Raw genomic sequence first — 17,978 nt, 5'->3', positions numbered from 1 at the left:
AGGGATCAGGCGCGTCGCGCCAGCAGCGCGGAGGCGCAGGGGAACTCGGCGACCTGGAGCTCCAGCGACGCCCAGACGCCGCGCACCGTGTCACCGTCGCACCCGCGGGCGGAGGCCACCTCGCGCAGCCAGACGCCGGACTGGTCCACGAGCCGCGGGTCGTCGAGCAGCAGGGCCGCGGCGAGCGCGCCCACGACGTGGGGCACCTGGTCCACGATGGCCTCGAGCGCGCCGCGGTTGGCGCTGCGGTCGGCCCGCATCCGCGCCACCACGTCGCCCGCGACCGCGGCGTGCGATGCCATGAGGGTGTGGGCCTCGCGGGGCCCGGGACCGGGCAGGTCCTCGGCGGGCGGGACGGAGGTCGGCAGCGCTGTGAGGACCGCGCCCGTGTCGTCGTCGGGCCCGACCCAGGCGGTCGCCCCGAGGCGGCGGGCGCGGTCGCCGGCCGCGTCGAAGGCGGAGCCGCCCACGACGACGGGCACGCGGACGGCCCGGGCGGCCTCGACGTGGCGGCGCACGTAGACGAGGGAGGAGGAGAGCGAGGCGCTGACGAGCACGGCGCGGGGCCCGGTCTCCATCAGGGCGCCCTGCAGGGCGGCCGTCGACACGTCGGCGCCGAGGTAGTGGACCTGGTGGCCCTCGTGCTCGAGGCGCGCGCTCAGCATGAGGGCGGGCAGGGCGTGCCACTCGCGCTCGGCGCACAGCACCAGCAGCGGACGGCCGCCCCGGGAGTGCGCGCCGTGGCGGGTGCGCTCGCGCAGGCTGTGCACGACGAACTCGCCGACCGCGGTCGCGGCGTGCTCGCGCGCGACGGTCCACTCGGCGCGTTCCCACAGCCGGCCCACCCGGCGCTGGGCCTCGCCCACGAGCCCGTCGAGCACCTGGGGGAGCGTGGCCCCGGCGTCGAGCGCCGCGAGGGCGACGTCGCGGGCGGCCGGGGCGTCGCCCGCGTCGACGGCGGCCCAGTAGCGCTCGGTGGTCGCCGCGCCCAGCGCGTCGGCCGAGCCGTCCTCGAGCCCGGCGGCGGTGGTGGTCACGTCGTCACCTCACCCGCGGCTGCACGGCCACGACGGCGACGTCGTCGCGGTCGTGGGCGTCGCCGTCGACGAACGCGGAGACGCTCACCGCCAGCCGCTCCACGATCGCGCTGCTCGGCGCGCCGCCCAGACCCGCCAGGGCGGCGGCGATGCCGTCCTCACCGAACATGTCCTCGGCGCCGCGCGCCTCGGTGATCCCGTCGGTGTAGCAGACGAGGGTGTCGCCGGGCTGCAGCACGACCCGGGCGGAGGTGTAGGCGGCCTCCTCGAAGACGCCCAGCGCCGGGCCGTTCGACTCGACGTACTCCAGCCGGCCGTCGCGCCGCAGCACGATCGGCGGCGGGTGGCCCGCGTTCGTGAGGTCGAGGTCGACGGCGCCGTCGGGGCGCCGGCGCAGCCGGCCGCAGACGGCGGTCGCGAAGCTCTCGATGGCCGACTCCGCGTCCGCGACGAGCACCTGGTTGGTGAGCCCCAGGATCCGGTCGGGGGCCCGGTCGACGAGGGCCGCGGTGCGCACGGCGGAGCGGATGCGCTTGGCCGCGACGGCCGCGACCACCCCCTTGCCGACGGCGTCGCCGAGCAGCAGCGTCGTGTCGTCGTCCGGCCCGTGCACGTCGATGAAGTCACCGCCCACGGTGACCTCCTCCTGCGCCACGCGGCTGTACGACGCGAGGTCGAGACCCGAGGTGGCGGGGATGGGCGGCGGGAGCAGCGAGGTCCGCAGCGTGGCGGCGACGTGCCGGTTGTCGGCCACGACGACGCAGACGTCGAGGGTGGCCGCGACCCGGTGCGCGACGCCCTCGAGGAACGTCACGTCGTCGGGGCCGAAGTCGTGCGGGCCCCGGCGGGCGAGCGTCAGGAGGCCGATGGCGCGACCGCGGGCCACGAGCGGCACGTTGAGGAGCCCGACGGCGTCGAGCTGCTCGAGCTGGGCGACGAGCGGCGTGCGGCCCAGCAGACGGGCCAGCACCTCGACGCGGTCGGGCGTGTCCGGCGGCAGCACCCAGTGCTCGGGGGAGCGGCGCGCGAGCAGGCCCCGCAGCACCACGGCCTGCTGACGACCGATCGGGTAGCCGTCGTGGTCCACCGGTGCGTGGCCCTCGACCCGGCCGGCGGCGGTCCAGCCCTGGTGGGTGTGCAGCGTGACCTGCGCGAACTCGGTGACGTGGCGCACGAGGGTGTCCGCGACCAGCTCGACCGCGCGGCCCGGGTGGTGGACGCTCGCCGTGACCTCGGCCAGCTGCTCGAGGAACGCGGCGCGCCGCCCGGCCAGCCCGGCGCGGTCGACGCCGTCGAGGTCCGAGCCCGCGGTGAGGAGCCCGGGAGGGGCCTCGCTGCCCGCGGTCACAGGGGGATCCGAGCCGTGAAGGTGGTGCAGCCGGTGCGGTCCAGCGCGAGGTCGGCGCAGATGGCGGCGACCATGGCCAGGCCCCGCCCCCGCAGGCCGTCGGCGGACACGGTGCCCCCGGGGATGTCCGGTCCCTCCCCGGCGTCGACGACCCGCAGGTGCAGGCTGTCGGAGGAGAGGAGCCAGGCGACCTCGATGGTGCCGGCGAGGCGCGGGCGGCCGTGCTCGACCGCGTTGGTGACCAGCTCACCCGCGACGATGATCGCGTCGTTGAGCACGGCCGTCGGCACCTCGAGCGCCCCCAGGTCGTCCCTCAGCGCCGCGCAGGTCCGGCGTGCCGCCTCCGGTGCGTGCGGGAGGTCGAGCACGTGCCAGGACGGCGCGGCGTCGGGGAGGGGGGTCGGTAGTGCCATGGGGGAGCGCCGCTCAGGCGGTGACCTGCTCGTAGGGGATCTTGCACACCGTGAGCACGCGCTGCGGCACGGTGCCCTCGACGGCGACCAGCGTGACGCGGGCGCCGTTCTTCTTCGCCATCACGGTGGCGCGGGCCAGGACGCCGACGATGATGCTCGGCAGGAACGTGACGCCGCGCAGGTCGATCGTCAGGTTCTCGGTGAACGTGGCGCTGGCCTGCTCGATGAGGTCGTTGAGCGCGCGGTGGTCGGCGGCGTCGATGTCGCCCGAGAGCACGAGGGTGCCCGGCTCGGTGGTGGCGGAGAACGATGTTTCGGTCACGGGGCGACGATACGCGACGCCCCGAGCGGGCTGCCTCCCCTCTCGGGGTGGGGCGGGACGAGCCCGGGAGCACCAGCCCGGGAATAGCGCCGCCGAGCAGGCCGTTCCCCCCGCGATGAGCGACCACCCCGCCCCGCGCCTGTCCGTGCTCGACCTGGTGCCCGTCCGCACCGACCAGACGAGCGGGGACGCCGTGGCCGCGTCGCTGTCGCTGGCCCGGGTCGCGGACACGGCGGGCTACGAGCGCTACTGGGTCGCGGAGCACCACAACATGCCGGCGGTCGCGGCCACCAACCCGCCGGTCCTCATCGCGATGATCGCCGGGGCGACGCAGCGCCTGCGCGTGGGCTCGGGCGGCGTGATGCTCCCCAACCACGCGCCCCTGGTGGTCGCGGAGCAGTTCGCGCTGCTGGAGGCGGCGTACCCCGGACGGATCGACCTCGGTCTCGGCCGCGCCCCCGGCTCGGACCCGGTGACGAGCTGGGCGCTGCGCCACGGCGGCCCGGCGGGCACCGACGACGAGGCGGTGGCCCGCTTCGCCGAGCACGTCCGCAACGTCGTCGCGATGCTGTCGCCCGAGGGGGTGGGCCTGCAGCTGTCCGGCCGCACCCACGCGCTGCGCGCCACCCCCGTCGCCCGCTCCGTGCCGACGACCTGGCTGCTCGGCTCGTCCGACTACTCCGCGCGGCTCGCCGCGCAGCGCGGCATGCCCTACGTCTTCGCCCACCACTTCAGCGGCGAGGGCACCGAGCGGGCGCTGCACCTGTACCGCTCGACGTTCGAGCCCTCGCCCGAGCTCGCCGCGCCGCGCACCTTCCTGACCGTCAACGCGGTGGTCGCCGCGACCGAGGAGGAGGCGCGGCGCCGCGCCCGCCCGCAGCAGCTCGCGATGCTCGCGCTGCGCACCGGCCAGCCGCTGCGCCCGCAGCCGACCGTCGAGGAGGCGCTCGAGGTGGAGCTGCCCCCGGCCCACCAGCAGCTGGTCGACGCGATGCTGGCCCGCTGGGTGGTCGGCGACCCCGCGCAGGCCCGCGCGCAGGTGGCGGCGCTCGCGGCGGCCCACGGGGTCGACGAGGTGATGGTGCACCCGGTCCCGGGGGAGACCGCGGGCACGCCCGCCGGCTCCTCGCCCGCGCGCGAGGAGACCCTGCGCCTGCTCGGCGCCGGCGCCTGAGGCGCCCGGAGGCGCTCGGAGGCACCCGGTCGGGGGCCGGTCGAGGCCCGACGGACGGATTAGGAATCGTTGGGCAGCTCACCTAGACTGGTGCGTCGGCCCAACGTGGGTCTGCTTCGTGGTGCCTCGCGGCTGTCCGGTTCTCCGGGATGAGGTCCACCGAGCGGCTGCACGAGGTCCACTGCCACCCCGGCCCGTCCGGGACCGGCAGGCGGTTCCCGGGCCGGCCGACCGATCGCCCCCACGGGGTCGGGCGGTGCAGCAACGGTAGACGAGACGACCACGGCCGGTACGCCGGCACGACGGATTGTGAGGACATGGCCAAGAAGGAAGGCGTCATCGAGATCGAGGGCTCCGTCATCGAGGCTCTCCCCAACGCGATGTTCCGCGTGGAGTTGAGCAACGGGCACAAGGTCCTCGCGCACATCAGCGGCAAGATGCGGCAGCACTACATCCGGATCCTCCCCGAGGACCGCGTGGTGGTGGAGCTCTCGCCGTACGACCTGACGCGCGGCCGCATCGTCTACCGCTACAAGTGACATCAGCCGAGACACGTTGAAAGGACCTCCTCGTGAAGGTCAAGCCGAGCGTCAAGCCCATCTGTGACAAGTGCAAGGTGATCCGCCGGCACTCGCGGGTCATGGTGATCTGCGAGAACCCGCGTCACAAGCAGCGTCAGGGCTGACGGACGGGCCCCGCGCCCGCCAGCAGCACCAGCACCACCCACCACCGTGTTCGCTCAACCCGCGCCTGGCGCGGGGGATGCACCTCCGGAGCAGAGGCCGGAGCCCGGTGGCCCGACAGATCGGGCCGACCGACCGGGGCGCGACACGACCGACACCTCTGTGCACATCGAAGGGAAACACCACGCATGGCACGCCTCGTTGGTGTCGACCTCCCGCGCGACAAGCGCGTCGAGATCGCACTCACCTACATCTACGGCATCGGCCGTACCAGCTCCCAGCAGATCCTCGCGGCCACGGGTGTCGACCCGAACGCCCGCGTGCACACGCTGGGGGACGAGGAGCTGGTGAAGCTCCGCGACGAGATCGAGGCCAACTACAAGTTCGAGGGTGACCTCCGACGCGAGGTCCAGGCCGACATCCGCCGCAAGATCGAGATCGGCAGCTACCAGGGTCGCCGCCACCGCATGGGCCTCCCGGTCCGCGGTCAGCGCACCAAGACCAACGCGCGCACCCGCAAGGGCCCGAAGCGCACCGTCGCCGGCAAGAAGAAGGCTCGCTGATCCCCCCGGGATCGCAGCCCTCCCATCACGAGCTCACCAGACCTTTCAGGAGATAACGCATGCCCCCCAAGGGACGCGCTGCGGCTGGCGCCAAGAAGGTGCGCCGCAAGGAGAAGAAGAACGTCGCCGCAGGCGAGGCTCACATCAAGAGCACGTTCAACAACACGCACGTCACCATCACCGACCCCACGGGTGCGGTGATCTCGTGGGCCTCGGCCGGCACCGTCGGCTTCAAGGGCTCGCGCAAGTCCACGCCGTACGCGGCCCAGATGGCTGCCGAGGCCGCTGGTCGTCGGGCGATGGAGCACGGCATGAAGAAGATCGACGTCTTCGTCAAGGGCCCGGGCTCGGGCCGCGAGACGGCGATCCGGTCCCTGGGTGCGATCGGCCTCGAGGTCGGCACCATCCAGGACGTCACGCCGCAGCCCCACAACGGATGCCGGCCGCCCAAGCGCCGCCGCGTCTGACCCGACACCAGAGACCTAGGAGAGACTGAGACATGGCCCGTTACACCGGCCCCATGACCAAGAAGTCGCGCCGTCTTGGTGTCGACCTCGTCGGTGGCGACGCCGCGTTCGAGCGCCGCCCCTACCCGCCCGGCATGCACGGCCGTGCTCGCGTCAAGGAGAGCGAGTACCGCGCCCAGCTGCAGGAGAAGCAGAAGGCGCGCATCAGCTACGGCGTGCTCGAGCGGCAGTTCTACAACTACTACGTCGAGGCCTCGCGCCGCACCGGCAAGACGGGTGACAACCTGCTCGAGCTGCTGGAGTGCCGCCTCGACAACGTGGTGTACCGCGCCGGCTTCGCCCGCACGCGCCGCCACGCCCGCCAGCTGGTGAGCCACGGCCACTTCCTGGTGAACGGCAAGAAGGTCAACATCCCGTCGTACCAGGTGGCGCAGTACGACGTCATCGACGTGCGCGAGAAGTCGCTCGAGATGACGCCGTTCATCGTGGCGCGCGAGACGCACGGCGAGCGCGTCGTGCCGGCGTGGCTCGAGGCCGTCCCGAGCCGCATGCGGATCCTGGTGCACCAGCGCCCGGTCCGCGCGCAGATCGACGTGCCCGTGCAGGAGCAGCTGATCGTCGAGTTCTACTCGAAGAAGTGACCCGGTCGGTGCGGGGCAGCGACCGAGTCGCCGCCCCGCACCGCTGTGTCGTCCCGTTCGTCCCTCGCTCCACGTCGTTCGGCCCCGTCAAATAGTGGGTGGGTCCGGAAAGGAATCAACCAGTGCTCATCGCTCAGCGCCCGACTCTCACCGAGGAGACGGTCGGCGACTTCCGCGCCCGATTCGTCATCGAGCCGCTGGAGCCGGGCTTCGGCTACACGCTCGGCAACTCGCTGCGCCGCACGCTGCTGTCCTCCATCCCGGGGGCGTCGGTCACCAGCATCAAGCTCGACAACGTGCTCCACGAGTTCTCCACGGTCGAGGGGGTCAAGGAGGACGTCACCGAGGTCATCCTCAACCTCAAGGGCCTGGTGGTCTCGTCCGAGCACGACGAGCCCGTCACCATGTACCTGCGCAAGTCGGGTGCCGGTGACGTCACCGCCGCCGACATCGCGCCGCCGGCGGGCGTCGAGGTGCACAACCCCGACCTCAAGATCGCGACGCTGTCCGACAAGGGCAAGCTCGAGATGGAGCTCGTCGTCGAGCGCGGCCGCGGCTACGTCTCCGCCGTGCAGAACAAGGGCGCCGACAACGAGATCGGCCGCATCCCGGTCGACTCGATCTACAGCCCCGTCCTCAAGGTGACCTACAAGGTCGAGGCCACCCGTGTCGAGCAGCGCACCGACTTCGACAAGCTGATCATCGACGTCGAGACCAAGCCGTCCATCCGCCCGCGCGACGCCATCGCCTCGGCCGGCAAGACGCTGGTGGAGCTCTTCGGCCTCGCCCGTGAGCTCAACGTCGAGGCCGAGGGCATCGACATCGGCCCGTCGCCGGTGGACGAGCAGCTCGCGGCGGACCTCGCCCTCCCGGTCGAGGACCTGCAGCTCACGGTGCGCTCGTACAACTGCCTCAAGCGCGAGGGCATCCACACCGTGGGTGAGCTCATCGCGCGCTCGGAGCAGGACCTGCTCGACATCCGCAACTTCGGCGCCAAGTCGATCGACGAGGTCAAGGCCAAGCTGGTCGAGATGGGCCTGTCCCTCAAGGACAGCGCGCCCGGCTTCGACCCGGCGACCGCCCTCGCGGCGTACGGCGACGACGACGACGACGCGTTCGTCGAGGACGAGCAGTACTGATCGACCCGTGACCGCACCGGCCCTGGGGCCGGTGCGGTCGACCCTGCTGCGGCGGCGACCGCCGCCGCAGCACCGTCTACCCCGGTACCTCGCACGGCCGGGGAGGAGAGAGAAGAACCATGCCCACCCCGAAGAAGGGTCCCCGCCTCGGCGGCAGCCCGTCCCACCAGCGGCTGATCCTGTCGAACCTGGCCACCCAGCTCTTCGAGCACGGCCGGATCGTCACCACCGAGTCGCGTGCGCGCACGCTGCGCCCCGTGGCGGAGAAGCTCATCACCAAGGCCGTCAAGGCCCACAACGGTGAGAACCCGTTGCACCAGCGCCGCGAGGTGCTGAAGTCGATCCGCGACAAGGGTGTCGTGCACGCCCTCTTCACGGAGATCGCCCCGACCTTCGCCGAGCGCCCGGGCGGCTACACCCGCATCACGAAGCTCAACCCCCGCAAGGGCGACAACGCCCCCATGGCGGTCATCGAGCTCGTGACCGAGGCGTACGTCGCGAAGGCGACGACCGGCCCCGCCACCACCGGTGCGGCCACCGCCGCCCCGGCCGCCCCCGCGGAGGAGGTCGAGGAGGCGCCCGCCGCCGAGACCGACGTCGAGGGCACCGAGGCCACCGAGGGAACCGAGGAGGCTCCCGCCGAGGAGACCACCGAGGAGACCACGGCGGAGACCGAGGCCACGGACGAGTCCGCGGACGACGCCAAGGCCTGAGCGCACCCGCTCGAGGAGCAGCCCGTCACCCCACCGGGGTGGCGGGCTGCTCTGCGTCGCGGGCTGCGTCGCCGGCTGCGTCGCGGGCTGCGTCGCGGGCTGTGCCGGGGGGTCTACGTTGGGGGGTCATGAGCACCGAGAAGGCACCCGCCGAGCAGCTGAGGACCGAGAACCCCGACACCGAGCCCACCCTCGAGGGCGACGCCCGCGAGGCGGAGGCGGGTCAGCACGTCTCCGGCGCGGAGGAGGAGCCCGACGGCGGCGCCGGGCCGACGCCCGGCGCGGACGACGTCGCCCCGACCACCGAGGACCCCAGCGTGGCCGCGGCCCAGGAGGAGTCCGCGGGCGAGCACATCATCGACGAGCGCCAGTAGGTCGCGCTCAGCGCGAGGTGCCCGGGCCCCAGGCCCGCTCGAGGGCCCGGGTCGCCTCGGCCAGCGACAGCCCGGCGCGGCGGGCGGCCGCCGCGTACCCCCGAGCGGCGGGGTCCGCGTCGCCCGCCGCCGCCGTCGACGCGACGAACGTGCCGGACCGGCCACGGGTGACGACGACCCCGTCGGCCTCGAGCTCGCGGTAGACGCGGGCGACGGTGCCGGCCGCGAGGCCGAGGTCCGCGGCCAGCGCCCGCACCGTGGGGAGCCGCTCGCCCGGCGGCAGTTCGCCCGCCGCGACGCGGCTCGCGAGCTGGGCGCGCAGCTGCTCGAACGGCGGCGTGGCGGACGACGGGTCGGGCGGGTCGAGCGGGGGCGCGGGCACGTCGCCACCCTAGGCCCGTCGTGTGGTGGGGTGGGTCCATGCAGCAGCCGGCCGACGCGACGCAGCCCGCACCCCCGACCCCGCCCGCCGCGGACGGAGGGCCCACCACCCCCGGGACGGTCGCCCTCGTGGCGGGGGAGTCCCTCGTCGACGTCGTGCGGCGCCCCGACGGCACCGTCGAGGAGCGGGCCGGCGGCAGCGCCGCGAACGTGGCCGTCGCGCTCGTCCGCCTCGGCCGGCCGACCTGGTTCGCGACCGCGCTGGCCGACGACCGGCTCGGCGGCATCCTCGCGGCGCACCTCGGCCGTGACGGCGTGCGCCTCGCCGCCGACCCGGAGGTCGTGGGACGCACCTCGAGCGCCGTCGCGACGATCGACGCGGACGGCGCGGCGTCGTACGAGTTCGACCTCGAGTGGCGCCTCGGGGCGGTGCACGTGCCCGAGGGGGAGCCGGGCTGGCTCCACGTGTGCTCGATCGGCGCCGTGCTCCCGCCCGGCGCCGCCGACGTGCTCGACCTCGCGCGCCGGGAGCGCCGGCGGGCGCTCGTCAGCTACGACGTCAACGCCCGCCCCGCCATCACCGGCACGGGGCCGGAGATGGTCGCGCAGGTCGAGGCGGTCGTCGCGGAGGCCGACGTCGTCAAGGCGTCCGACGAGGACCTCGCCGCGCTGTGGCCCGACCTCGACGAGGCGGCGGCCGTCGCGCGGCTGCGGGCGCTGGGGCCCACCCTCGTCGTCGTCACCCGGGGCGCCGCGGGCGCCTCCTGCCACCACCCGGGCGGGGAGGTCGCCGTGCCCGCCGTGCGCGACCTGGTGGTGGTCGACACGATCGGCGCCGGCGACACCCTCGCTGCGGCGTTCATCAGCGCCCTGTGGGACCTCGGAGTGGTCGGGGCGGGGGCGCGCGACCGGCTGGCCGGGCTCGGGGAGGACGCGCTGCGCGGTGCCCTGGGGTACGCCGCCCGCGCGGCCGCCGTGACCGTGTCGCGGCCCGGGGCGGACCCGCCGTACCTCGCGGAGGTGGCGGGCGCCGCCGGCTCGTAGGATCACCCGGTGCGCCTGCGGATCGACCTCGCCTACGACGGCACCGACTTCCACGGCTGGGCGACCCAGCCGACGCTGCGCACCGTGCAGGGGGAGCTCGAGGCGGCCCTCGCGACCGTCGTCCGGAGCCCCGAGCGGCCCGCCGTCGTGGTGGCCGGGCGCACCGACGCCGGGGTGCACGCCCGCGGCCAGGTGGTGCACGTCGACCTCGACGACGACCTCGTCGCCCGCAGCGCCGGGCGGGGGGTCGACGACCCGGTCCCCGCCCTGACCCGCCGCCTCAACGGGGTGCTGCCGGGCGACGTGCGGGTGCACCGCACCCGGGTGGCCCCCGAGGGGTTCGACGCCCGGTTCTCGGCGCTGTGGCGCCGCTACGCCTACCGGGTGGCCGACCGTGCCGGTCTCGCCGACCCGCTGACGCGCCGGCACGTGCTCGCGTGGGGCCAGCCGGTCGACGAGGAGGCGATGAACGCCGCCGCCGCGCCCCTCGTCGGGGTGCAGGACTTCGCCGCGTTCTGCAAGAAGCGGCCGGGAGCGACGACGATCCGCACGCTGCTCGAGCTCTCCTGGGCCCGCGACCACGACGGCGTGCTCGTGGGCACGGTCGTGGCCGACGCGTTCTGCCACAACATGGTGCGGGCCCTCGTCGGCTGCCTGCTGACGGTGGGGGAGGGCCGCCGTCCGGCGTCCTGGGCCCACGACGTGCTCGTCGGCGGCCGTCGCGACCCCGCTGTCACCGTGGTGCACCCGCACGGCCTGGTGCTGGAGGAGGTCGGCTACCCCGACGACACCGAGCTCGCGCAGCGCGCCGAGCAGACCAGGAACAGGCGGACCCGTGACTGAGCACCCCCCGACCGCCCCGGACCCGGACCCGGACCCGGGCGAGCACTACTTCACGGCGGACCCCTCCGTGCCCTTCACCCGCGAGCCGGTCGAGGTCGAGGTGTGGGGCCGGCGCCTGCCCCTGGTCACGGGGACGGGCGTGTTCGCCCGGGGCCGCCTCGACGTGGGCACGGCGGCGCTCTTCCGCACGACCGACCCGCCGAGCGGAGTGCGGCGGGTGCTCGACCTGGGCTGCGGGTACGGCGTCATCGGCCTCGCCGTCGCGTTGGCCGTCCCCGACGCGCAGGTCGTCGGGGTCGACGTCAACGCCCGCGCGCTCCTCCTGGCCGACGAGAACGCCCGCGCGCTCGGGGTGGCGGGGCGCTACCGCGCGGTGCTGCCCGACGCCGTACCGGACGGGGCGTTCGACGAGATCTGGTCGAACCCGCCCATCCGCATCGGCAAGGCCGCCCTGCACGACCTGCTGCTCCGCTGGCTGCCGCGCCTCGCCCCCGGCGGGCGCGCCGTGCTCGTGGTGGGCAAGAACCTGGGTGCGGACTCGCTCGCCCGCTGGCTCGACGAGCAGGGCTGGCCGACGACGCGCCTGGCGAGCGCCAAGGGCTTCCGCGTGCTGGAGGTACGGCGCGCCCCCTGAGGGCTCGCCGGGTGCCTCAGCCGCCGAGGGCGGCGAACGCCGCACGGGTCGCGTCGGCGACGAGCGCGTCGTGGGTCGGCGCGTCCTCGGCGTCCCCGCCGGTCATGACGACGACCACGACCGGCGACGTCCGGTCGGCGTCGGCGGGCGGCCAGGCGACGGCCACGTCGTTGCGCGTGCCCCACGAAGCCGACCCCGTCTTGTCCCCGACGGTCCAGCCGTCGGGCACCCCGGCCCGCACGAGGGCGTCGCCGGTGGTGTTGCGCCGCAGCAGGTCGACGAGCAGCGCCCGGCGCTCGGGGGTCAGCACGTCGCCCAGCGCGTAGGCCTGCAACGTGGCCGCCATCGCCCGCGGCGTGGTGGTGTCGCGCTCGTCGCCGGGCACGGCGGTGTTCAGCTCCGGCTCGACCCGCACGGGATTCGTCGTCGTGTCGCCGACCCCGCGCAGCCGCTCGCCGAGGCCGGCCGGGCCCCCGAGCTCCGCGAACAGCAGGTTGGCGGCGGTGTTGTCGCTGAACCGCACGGCGGCGTCCGCGAGCTCGAGGACGGTGAGCCCGTCGGCGACGTACTGCTCGGTGACGGGTGAGTACGTCACGAGGTCGGCCTCCGTCCAGGTGACGCGGCGCTGCAGGTCCGCGTCCGTGGCGGTCTCGAGCAGCGCGCCCACCTGCAGCGCCTTGATGGTCGAGGCGAACGCGAACCGTTCGTCGGCCCGGTGCGCCACCGTGCGGCCCGTGCCGACCTCGACGGCCAGCACGCCGAGGCGCGCGTCGTACTGCTCCTCGAGGGCGGCCAGCGCGGCCGAGGCGTCGACGGGCGTGGCCGTCCCGGTGGTGGTGGCGCTGGTGCTCGCGCTGCGGCCCGGCGCGGCGGAGGGGCCGTCGCCGGCGCAGCCGGTGAACGCGAGGGTGGAGGCGAGCGCGAGGCCCAGGGCGCGGGCGGCGAGGGCGGTACGGCGGGGGAGCGGTGTCGTCACGGGAGGACCTTCCGGGCGGGGACGGGACGCTCCGCAGCCTGGCCGGGGGCCACCCATGCCGTCCAAGACCGCGACGCGTCGTCCCATGCCCGAGACGCATGGGTGTGCCATCCTCCTCGGGTGGACCTCGTCGCCGCGTGCCGCCTCCTCGTCGCCGTGGGCGAGCGCGGGAGCGTGACGGAGGCCGCGGCCGCGGCCGGTGTCGCGCAGTCCGTGGCCAGCCGGCGCGTGGCGGCCCTGGAGCAGCGCCTCGACGTCGTGCTGCTCGACCGCTCCGCCCGCCGGGCGCGGCTCACCGGCGCCGGCCGGCACCTCCTGCCCGCGGCACGGCGGGTGGTCGTGGCGGCCGAGGAGCTCGAGGCCGCGGCGGCCCGGGCGGGCCGGGGACCGGTCGGCGTCGCCGTCCCCGCCGGCCCGGCGGTGCTCGACCGCTCCCGGGCCGAGGTCGTGGCCGCCGGGGCCCGGGCGGGGCTGGAGATCGACCTGGTGACGGCGGCCCCGCACCGCCGCACCGAGCTCGTGGACGAGCGGGTCGTGCAGGCGGCGGTCGTGCCCAGCGCCCCGGACGACGCCACGTGGCGGGTGCCGCTCGGGGTGGGTACGGCGCGGGTCGGCCCGGGTGCCGTCGTGCGTCTCGCGTCGCTGCGGGTCGGGCGGGGGCGAGGGGGCGCCACCGTCGCGCCGGGCAGCGCCCCCCGGTGCCTGTGGCTGCTCCCCGAGGACGACGTGCCCCACGTGCGCGACCCCCTGCTGCGGCTGCGCGACCGGCTGGGGCTGCGGCCCGCCCAGGTCGCAGTCGCCGGGTCGAGCACCGCGGCGCTGGCCGCCGTGCTGGCGGGCGACCTGCTGCTCTGCACGCCCGCCGAGGCCCGCGCCGCGGAGCTGCACTGGCGCCCGCTCGGCGACGTCCCGACCGACCGTCCCCTCGAGCGCACGCACGCCCTCACCGCCACGTCGCGCGACGCGGCCGCCCGTGTGCTGGCCGCCGTCGGCCCGGCGCTCGCCGACCTCCTCGGGGTCGACGGCGGGGTCGACGGCGGGGTCGACGGCGGGATCGGCGGGGTCGGCGGCGGGGTCGACGGCGGGGTGGGCGGGGAGGGGCGCACGTGAGCACGCGGGTGCTGCGCGAGGTGCGGGAGCGGCTCGACGCGGCCGGGCTGGTGGGGTCGTTCGTCGTGCGCGACCTCGTCACGGGGGAGCAGGTCGCCCTCGACCCCACCCGCCGCTACGCCGCCGCCTCGCTGGTGAAGGTCCCGCTCGCCCTCGCGGTCCTCGAGCGGGTGGCGCGCGGGGAGCTGGACCCCGCGCGCCCGGTCGAGGTGCTGCCCGGCACGAACGGTCCGGCGGACCGCGCGGGCGCCCCGGGGCTCGGCCGCTTCCGCCACCCGGCCACGGTGGCCGTGGACGACCTGCTCTACCTGGCCGTCGCGCTGAGCGACTCGGCGGCGGCGGACGCGCTCTTCGCGCTGGTGCCCCCGGCCGAGGTCGCCCGGCACCTCGACGACCTCGGCCTCGGCGGCATCGCGGTGCGCCACACCCTCGCCCCGCTCGTCGGGACCGCCGTGGAGCGGCTCGCGCCGGAGGACGCCCACCTGGCGCACCGGCTCGCGACCGCGCTCGGCACCCCGGGCGGTGGTCATCCCGTCGAGCAGCTCGACGTCGGCCTCGCCAGCTCGGCCGCGGCGGGCGCGCTGGCGGACCTGCTGCAGGAGGTGTGGCGGCCCACCCGCGTGCGCCCGGAGGTGGCCGCGCGCGTGCGCACGCTGATGGGGCACAACGTGCTGCGCCAGCGGCTCGCCCCCGACTTCACCAGCGACGCCGAGCGCTGGTCCTCCAAGACCGGCACGATCCTCAACCAGCGCCACGAGATGGGGGTCGTCGAGCACGAGGACGGCGGCTGCCTCGCGGTCGTCGCGCTCACCGAGTCGCGGGTGGCGGCCGCGGCCCAGCCGGGCGCCGAGGCGGTCATGGGTGACGTCGCCCGGACGCTGCACGACCTGCTGCGCGCCGGCTGAGGATCAGGACGGACGGGGGCGCCACCGCCGCCACGTCGCCTCCGCCTCGGCCCGCACCTTGCCGTCGTGCTCGAGACGCACGTGGGCGGTGATCGCGTCGTACGACGCGTCGCGCACCTCGGCCACGAGGCCCACGGTGGCCGCCAGCGGGGCCGGGCGCCGGTAGCGCACGTCGAGGCCGGCCGTCACGTAGGGCAGCGGCACCCCGGGGTCGGCGGGCCAGCCGCGCTCGTGCGCGGCGTGCGTGACGGCCGCGGCCGAGTGGCAGTCCAGGACCGTGGCGATGATGCCGCCGTTGAGGAAGCCCAGGCCGTTGTCGTGCTCCGGCGACGGGGTGAAGGTGGCGACGACCGGTCCGCCGTCGTCCGGCGCGAAGCTGCGCAGCCGCAGCCCCCGCGGGTTCGCGGGCCCGCACCCGAAGCAGGGGAGCCCCGGGAAGTAGCGGTCCTGCAGGCTCGGGTCCCCGGCCGGCGAGCCGGGCGCGGAGGTGCTGGTCGACGTCATGACCTCAGCCTGCCAGGGCGGGCGCGGGCGGCCGCGGGCGCGTCACCCAGGCGACGAGCAGCCCCACCGCGATGCCCAGGAGCGTCTCGACGAGGCGGTCGACGACGAGGTCGGCGACGGGTTCGGGGTGGGCCAGGTGGCCCATCAGCAGGGCCAGGGGCGTGATGAACACCAGCGCGGCGCCGTAGTTGCGCACCACCAGCAGCTCGGCCACCCCCTGCAGCGCGGCGGCCACGAGCACGGCCGCCAGCGGCGACAGCGGCACCGACAGGAGGACGGCAGCGAGCCCGATGCCGACGGTGGTGCCGAGCGCGCGCTGCAGCGCGCGCACCACCTGCGCCCGCAACCGCGGGACGGCGAGGGGCACCACCGCGGCCACAATCGCCCAGTAGGGGTGGCCGATGCCGCTCGCCGTGGCGAGCGCCCCGGCCACCGCGACGGCCACGGCGACGCGGGCGACGTGGAGGCGGCGACGGCCCGTCGTCACCGGTGCGGGGCGGGTGGCCGGGAGCGCTGCGGGGGCCGGGGCCCGGCCGGCCCGGCGCTCGTCGAGCGCGCCGAGGGCCAGGGCGAGGACGGCCGTGCCGCCGGCGATGCCGAGCGCCACCGGCACCTCGTGCGGCTGCGTGGGCCGGGCGGAGCAGGCGCCGACGGCGAAGACGACGAAGAGGGGACCGGGCGGCACCCAGCGGCGGTGGTCCGACGCGTGGGTCGCGAGCGCCGCCCAGGCCGCGGCGACGGGCACGGCGAGCCACGCGCGGTGCTCCGAGAGCGCCACGACGGCACCGGTCGTGCTGGCGGCCACGAGCAGCGAGCCCGCGTGGGCCTGCACCCGCCAGCGGCCCCGGGCGGCGGTGCTGCCGCCGTACACCGCGGCGAAGGCGCCGAACACGGCGTAGAGGCCCCAGGTCAGCCGGTCGGCCGCCGCGAGGAGCAGCAGGGGCACGAGGATCGTCGTGCCCGCCCGCAGCGCGACCACCCGGGTGCCGGTCGCCGGGTGCACGTGCAGCAGGTCCGCCACCACCGTCCTCGCGTGCCCCACCGCCCCAGGATCGCAGGGCCCGCCGCCCACGCGCGTGGCAGGCTCGACCCCATGACCCACGTCACTCCGCCCGCGCCGGACGGCGACGACGCCCTCGAGCTCGCGGGCCACGCGGGCACCCTCGCCGGACGCCGTTGGAGCGGCCCCGACCCGTCGTACGTCGTGCTGCTGTGCCACGGGTACGGCGAGCACGTCGGCCGCTACACCTGGGTCGCGGAGCGGCTCGTCGCGGACGGGGCCGTGGTGTACGGCGTCGACCACCGCGGCCACGGCCGCAGCGCCGGGGAGCGGGTGCTGGTGCCCGACTTCGAGGCCGTCGTGGACGACCTCCACCTGCTCGAGCAGGCCGCCCGGACGGACCACCCCGGCCTGCCGGTCGTGCTGCTCGGCCACTCGATGGGCGGCATGATCGCCGCCCGCCACGCCCAGCGGCACGGCGACGGCCTGGCCTGCGTCGTGCTGAGCGGACCGGTGCTCGGCCGCTGGGAGGCGGCCGAGGCGCTGCTCGGCCTGCCCGAGATCCCCGACGTGCCGATCGACCCGGCCACGCTGTCGCGCGACCCGGCGGTGGGGGAGGCGTACGTCGCCGACCCGCTGGTCTGGCACGGCCCGTTCAAGCGCACGACCGTCGAGGCGCTCGTCGCGTGCCTCGGCACCATCGCGGCCGCCGGCCCCGTCACGTCGACCCCGCTGCTGCACCTGCACGGCGCCGACGACGCCCTCGTGCCGCCCGGCCCGTCGCGCGCGGGCTTCGCTGCGATCGCCGCGCCGGGCGGGTCGGAGTCGCGGGAGTACGCCGGGGCGCGCCACGAGATCCTCAACGAGACCAACCGCGACGAGGTGCTCGCCGACGTGCTGGAGTTCGTGCACCGCCACGTCTGACCGGGGCGCGCGGCCGCGCGGGCCGGGCGGGGCGGGCGGCTCAGCCCGGGTCGACCAGCCCCCGGTGGCCCAGCAGCCGCAGGGAGGTCGTGAACGCGCGCGCGACGGCGTCGAGCACCTCGTCGGGCCCGTCCGAGGGCCCGTCCGCCGGCTCCTCGGCCCGCAGCTCGGTGAAGCAGTGCACCGCGAGCTCGGAGCCGTCGGCGAGCACGAGCAGACCGCCGTCGTGGCGCACGCCGCCGGACGTGGCGCGGGCGTGCCACAGGGTGGGGCCGACCTCGGCGGCGCCCTCCGGGGCCAGGGCCGCGGCCAGGCCCGCGGAGCGGTGGCCGAGCAGCACGGTGCGGGCGTCGGCGTACGCCGGGTTCCCCGTCAGCGCCGCGACGGCCTCGGCGTGCTCGGCGGGCACCACGCTGCTCGACCCGTCGGCGTGGGCCCGGGTCGCGTTCCCGCCCCGGCGCAGCCGCTCGTTGACGGCGTCGGCGCCGCCGAGCACCTCGAGCACGGTGCGCACGCCGTCGAGGTCGGAGCGCGCTCCCCGGGCGAGGGCCAGCAGCACGCCGACCGTGGCGAGGTCGCGCTCCACCACCTGCAGGGCGAGGAAGGGGGCGAGGGTGCCGCCACCGTCGTACGCGTCGCGCTCGGCACGGGCCAGCTCGACGTCCCCGGCGGACAGCAGCAGCGACCAGCGCGCGACCCGGGGCTCGAGCTCGGCGGCCCATGCCGCACCGATGGCCCGGGCGAGCTCCACGCGGTCGGGGGGAATGGGCACGACTGATCCAA

The 17,978-nt window shown here is 75.9% G+C and carries 24 protein-coding genes; 15 read left to right on the top strand and 9 right to left on the bottom strand.

Going from position 1 to position 17,978, the window contains the following annotated elements; translation table 11 throughout:
- Positions 1-5: 5 nt before the first annotated feature.
- Genes INN71_RS08590 through INN71_RS08575 form a run of 4 tightly spaced genes read right to left on the bottom strand, consistent with a single transcriptional unit; the run spans position 6 to position 3,120 of the window.
- Positions 6-1,037, bottom strand: coding sequence for a B12-binding domain-containing protein (locus tag INN71_RS08590; protein ID WP_277501367.1), 1,032 nt, complete (start codon positions 1,035-1,037; stop codon positions 6-8).
- 4 nt (positions 1,038-1,041) lie between these two features.
- Positions 1,042-2,385: a PP2C family protein-serine/threonine phosphatase gene (locus tag INN71_RS08585; RefSeq protein ID WP_277501366.1), complete on the bottom strand. Its 1,344-nt coding sequence runs from the start codon at positions 2,383-2,385 to the stop codon at positions 1,042-1,044.
- Positions 2,382-2,798 (bottom strand): ATP-binding protein, encoded by a 417-nt coding sequence (locus tag INN71_RS08580; protein ID WP_277501365.1) that lies wholly within the window; start codon positions 2,796-2,798, stop codon positions 2,382-2,384. The genes INN71_RS08585 and INN71_RS08580 overlap by 4 nt, the downstream gene beginning before the upstream one ends.
- A gap of 13 nt (positions 2,799-2,811) precedes the next feature.
- Positions 2,812-3,120, bottom strand: coding sequence for an STAS domain-containing protein (locus INN71_RS08575; RefSeq protein ID WP_277501364.1), 309 nt, complete (start codon positions 3,118-3,120; stop codon positions 2,812-2,814).
- 115 nt (positions 3,121-3,235) lie between these two features.
- Between INN71_RS08575 and INN71_RS08570 the strand changes: the two genes are divergently transcribed.
- The 9 genes from INN71_RS08570 (at position 3,236) to INN71_RS08530 (ending at position 8,874) form a co-directional block, all read left to right on the top strand.
- Positions 3,236-4,294: an LLM class flavin-dependent oxidoreductase gene (locus tag INN71_RS08570; protein WP_277501362.1), complete on the top strand. Its 1,059-nt coding sequence runs from the start codon at positions 3,236-3,238 to the stop codon at positions 4,292-4,294.
- A 317-nt stretch (positions 4,295-4,611) separates the two neighbouring features.
- Positions 4,612-4,833, top strand: a complete 222-nt coding sequence (infA, locus tag INN71_RS08565; RefSeq protein ID WP_028473450.1) for a translation initiation factor IF-1 — start codon at positions 4,612-4,614, stop codon at positions 4,831-4,833.
- A gap of 32 nt (positions 4,834-4,865) precedes the next feature.
- Positions 4,866-4,979, top strand: a complete 114-nt coding sequence (gene rpmJ / locus INN71_RS08560) for a 50S ribosomal protein L36 (protein WP_277501359.1) — start codon at positions 4,866-4,868, stop codon at positions 4,977-4,979.
- 186 nt (positions 4,980-5,165) lie between these two features.
- The gene (rpsM, locus tag INN71_RS08555) at positions 5,166-5,540 is read left to right on the top strand and encodes a 30S ribosomal protein S13 (protein ID WP_163772482.1); all 375 of its coding nucleotides are present in this window, start codon (positions 5,166-5,168) and stop codon (positions 5,538-5,540) included.
- Between the two features lie 59 nt (positions 5,541-5,599).
- Positions 5,600-6,007, top strand: coding sequence for a 30S ribosomal protein S11 (gene rpsK, locus INN71_RS08550; protein ID WP_277501358.1), 408 nt, complete (start codon positions 5,600-5,602; stop codon positions 6,005-6,007).
- A gap of 32 nt (positions 6,008-6,039) precedes the next feature.
- On the top strand, positions 6,040-6,648 hold the full coding sequence (gene rpsD / locus INN71_RS08545) for a 30S ribosomal protein S4 (RefSeq protein WP_277501357.1): 609 nt from the start codon (positions 6,040-6,042) through the stop codon (positions 6,646-6,648).
- Positions 6,649-6,770: 122 nt separating this feature from the next.
- Positions 6,771-7,787, top strand: a complete 1,017-nt coding sequence (locus INN71_RS08540) for a DNA-directed RNA polymerase subunit alpha (RefSeq protein ID WP_277501356.1) — start codon at positions 6,771-6,773, stop codon at positions 7,785-7,787.
- A gap of 119 nt (positions 7,788-7,906) precedes the next feature.
- Positions 7,907-8,500: a 50S ribosomal protein L17 gene (rplQ, locus tag INN71_RS08535; RefSeq protein ID WP_277501355.1), complete on the top strand. Its 594-nt coding sequence runs from the start codon at positions 7,907-7,909 to the stop codon at positions 8,498-8,500.
- A gap of 128 nt (positions 8,501-8,628) precedes the next feature.
- Positions 8,629-8,874, top strand: a complete 246-nt coding sequence (locus INN71_RS08530; protein WP_277501354.1) for a hypothetical protein — start codon at positions 8,629-8,631, stop codon at positions 8,872-8,874.
- 7 nt (positions 8,875-8,881) lie between these two features.
- Here the strand turns inward: INN71_RS08530 and INN71_RS08525 are convergent, their stop codons facing one another.
- Positions 8,882-9,256 carry a GntR family transcriptional regulator gene (locus tag INN71_RS08525; protein ID WP_277501353.1) on the bottom strand — a complete coding sequence of 125 codons (375 nt, stop codon included), beginning with the start codon at positions 9,254-9,256 and terminating at the stop codon, positions 8,882-8,884.
- A 38-nt stretch (positions 9,257-9,294) separates the two neighbouring features.
- On the opposite strand from INN71_RS08525, the gene INN71_RS08520 reads away from it, so the two are divergent.
- From INN71_RS08520 to INN71_RS08510, 3 genes are read left to right on the top strand one after another with little or no spacing between them, the layout of a single operon-like run.
- Positions 9,295-10,299 (top strand): PfkB family carbohydrate kinase, encoded by a 1,005-nt coding sequence (locus INN71_RS08520; RefSeq protein WP_277501352.1) that lies wholly within the window; start codon positions 9,295-9,297, stop codon positions 10,297-10,299.
- Positions 10,300-10,308: 9 nt separating this feature from the next.
- Entirely contained in the window at positions 10,309-11,142 is an 834-nt protein-coding gene (gene truA, locus INN71_RS08515; protein WP_277501351.1) for a tRNA pseudouridine(38-40) synthase TruA, read from the top strand.
- Positions 11,135-11,776 carry a class I SAM-dependent methyltransferase gene (locus INN71_RS08510; RefSeq protein WP_277501350.1) on the top strand — a complete coding sequence of 214 codons (642 nt, stop codon included), beginning with the start codon at positions 11,135-11,137 and terminating at the stop codon, positions 11,774-11,776. The genes truA and INN71_RS08510 overlap by 8 nt, the downstream gene beginning before the upstream one ends.
- A 16-nt stretch (positions 11,777-11,792) precedes the next feature.
- Here INN71_RS08510 and bla read toward each other — a convergent pair whose 3' ends face one another.
- A complete protein-coding gene (bla, locus tag INN71_RS08505) occupies positions 11,793-12,752 on the bottom strand; it encodes a class A beta-lactamase (RefSeq protein ID WP_277501349.1) in 960 nt (319 codons plus the stop codon).
- A gap of 120 nt (positions 12,753-12,872) precedes the next feature.
- Between bla and INN71_RS08500 the strand changes: the two genes are divergently transcribed.
- The gene (locus tag INN71_RS08500; RefSeq protein WP_301800066.1) at positions 12,873-13,862 is read left to right on the top strand and encodes a LysR family transcriptional regulator; all 990 of its coding nucleotides are present in this window, start codon (positions 12,873-12,875) and stop codon (positions 13,860-13,862) included.
- A complete protein-coding gene (locus INN71_RS08495) occupies positions 13,859-14,767 on the top strand; it encodes a serine hydrolase (RefSeq protein WP_277500410.1) in 909 nt (302 codons plus the stop codon). Before INN71_RS08500 ends, INN71_RS08495 begins: the two co-directional genes overlap by 4 nt.
- Positions 14,768-14,770: 3 nt before the next feature.
- On the opposite strand, the gene INN71_RS08490 is transcribed toward INN71_RS08495, so the two are convergent.
- Complete coding sequence (locus tag INN71_RS08490; RefSeq protein ID WP_277500409.1) at positions 14,771-15,271, bottom strand: PaaI family thioesterase; 501 nt, start codon at positions 15,269-15,271, stop codon at positions 14,771-14,773.
- Between the two features lie 4 nt (positions 15,272-15,275).
- Positions 15,276-16,313, bottom strand: a complete 1,038-nt coding sequence (locus INN71_RS08485) for an FUSC family protein (RefSeq protein WP_277500408.1) — start codon at positions 16,311-16,313, stop codon at positions 15,276-15,278.
- Positions 16,314-16,364: 51 nt separating this feature from the next.
- On the opposite strand from INN71_RS08485, the gene INN71_RS08480 reads away from it, so the two are divergent.
- A complete protein-coding gene (locus INN71_RS08480; protein ID WP_277500407.1) occupies positions 16,365-17,195 on the top strand; it encodes an alpha/beta hydrolase in 831 nt (276 codons plus the stop codon).
- A 40-nt stretch (positions 17,196-17,235) separates the two neighbouring features.
- Here INN71_RS08480 and INN71_RS08475 read toward each other — a convergent pair whose 3' ends face one another.
- Positions 17,236-17,967, bottom strand: a complete 732-nt coding sequence (locus tag INN71_RS08475; protein ID WP_277500406.1) for a hypothetical protein — start codon at positions 17,965-17,967, stop codon at positions 17,236-17,238.
- Positions 17,968-17,978: the final 11 nt, after the last annotated feature.

It is taken from the genome of Nocardioides sp. ChNu-153, assembly GCF_030466625.1.
GTDB lineage: Bacteria > Actinomycetota > Actinomycetes > Propionibacteriales > Nocardioidaceae > Nocardioides.
This window is presented reverse-complemented; position numbering and strand designations above follow the sequence as displayed.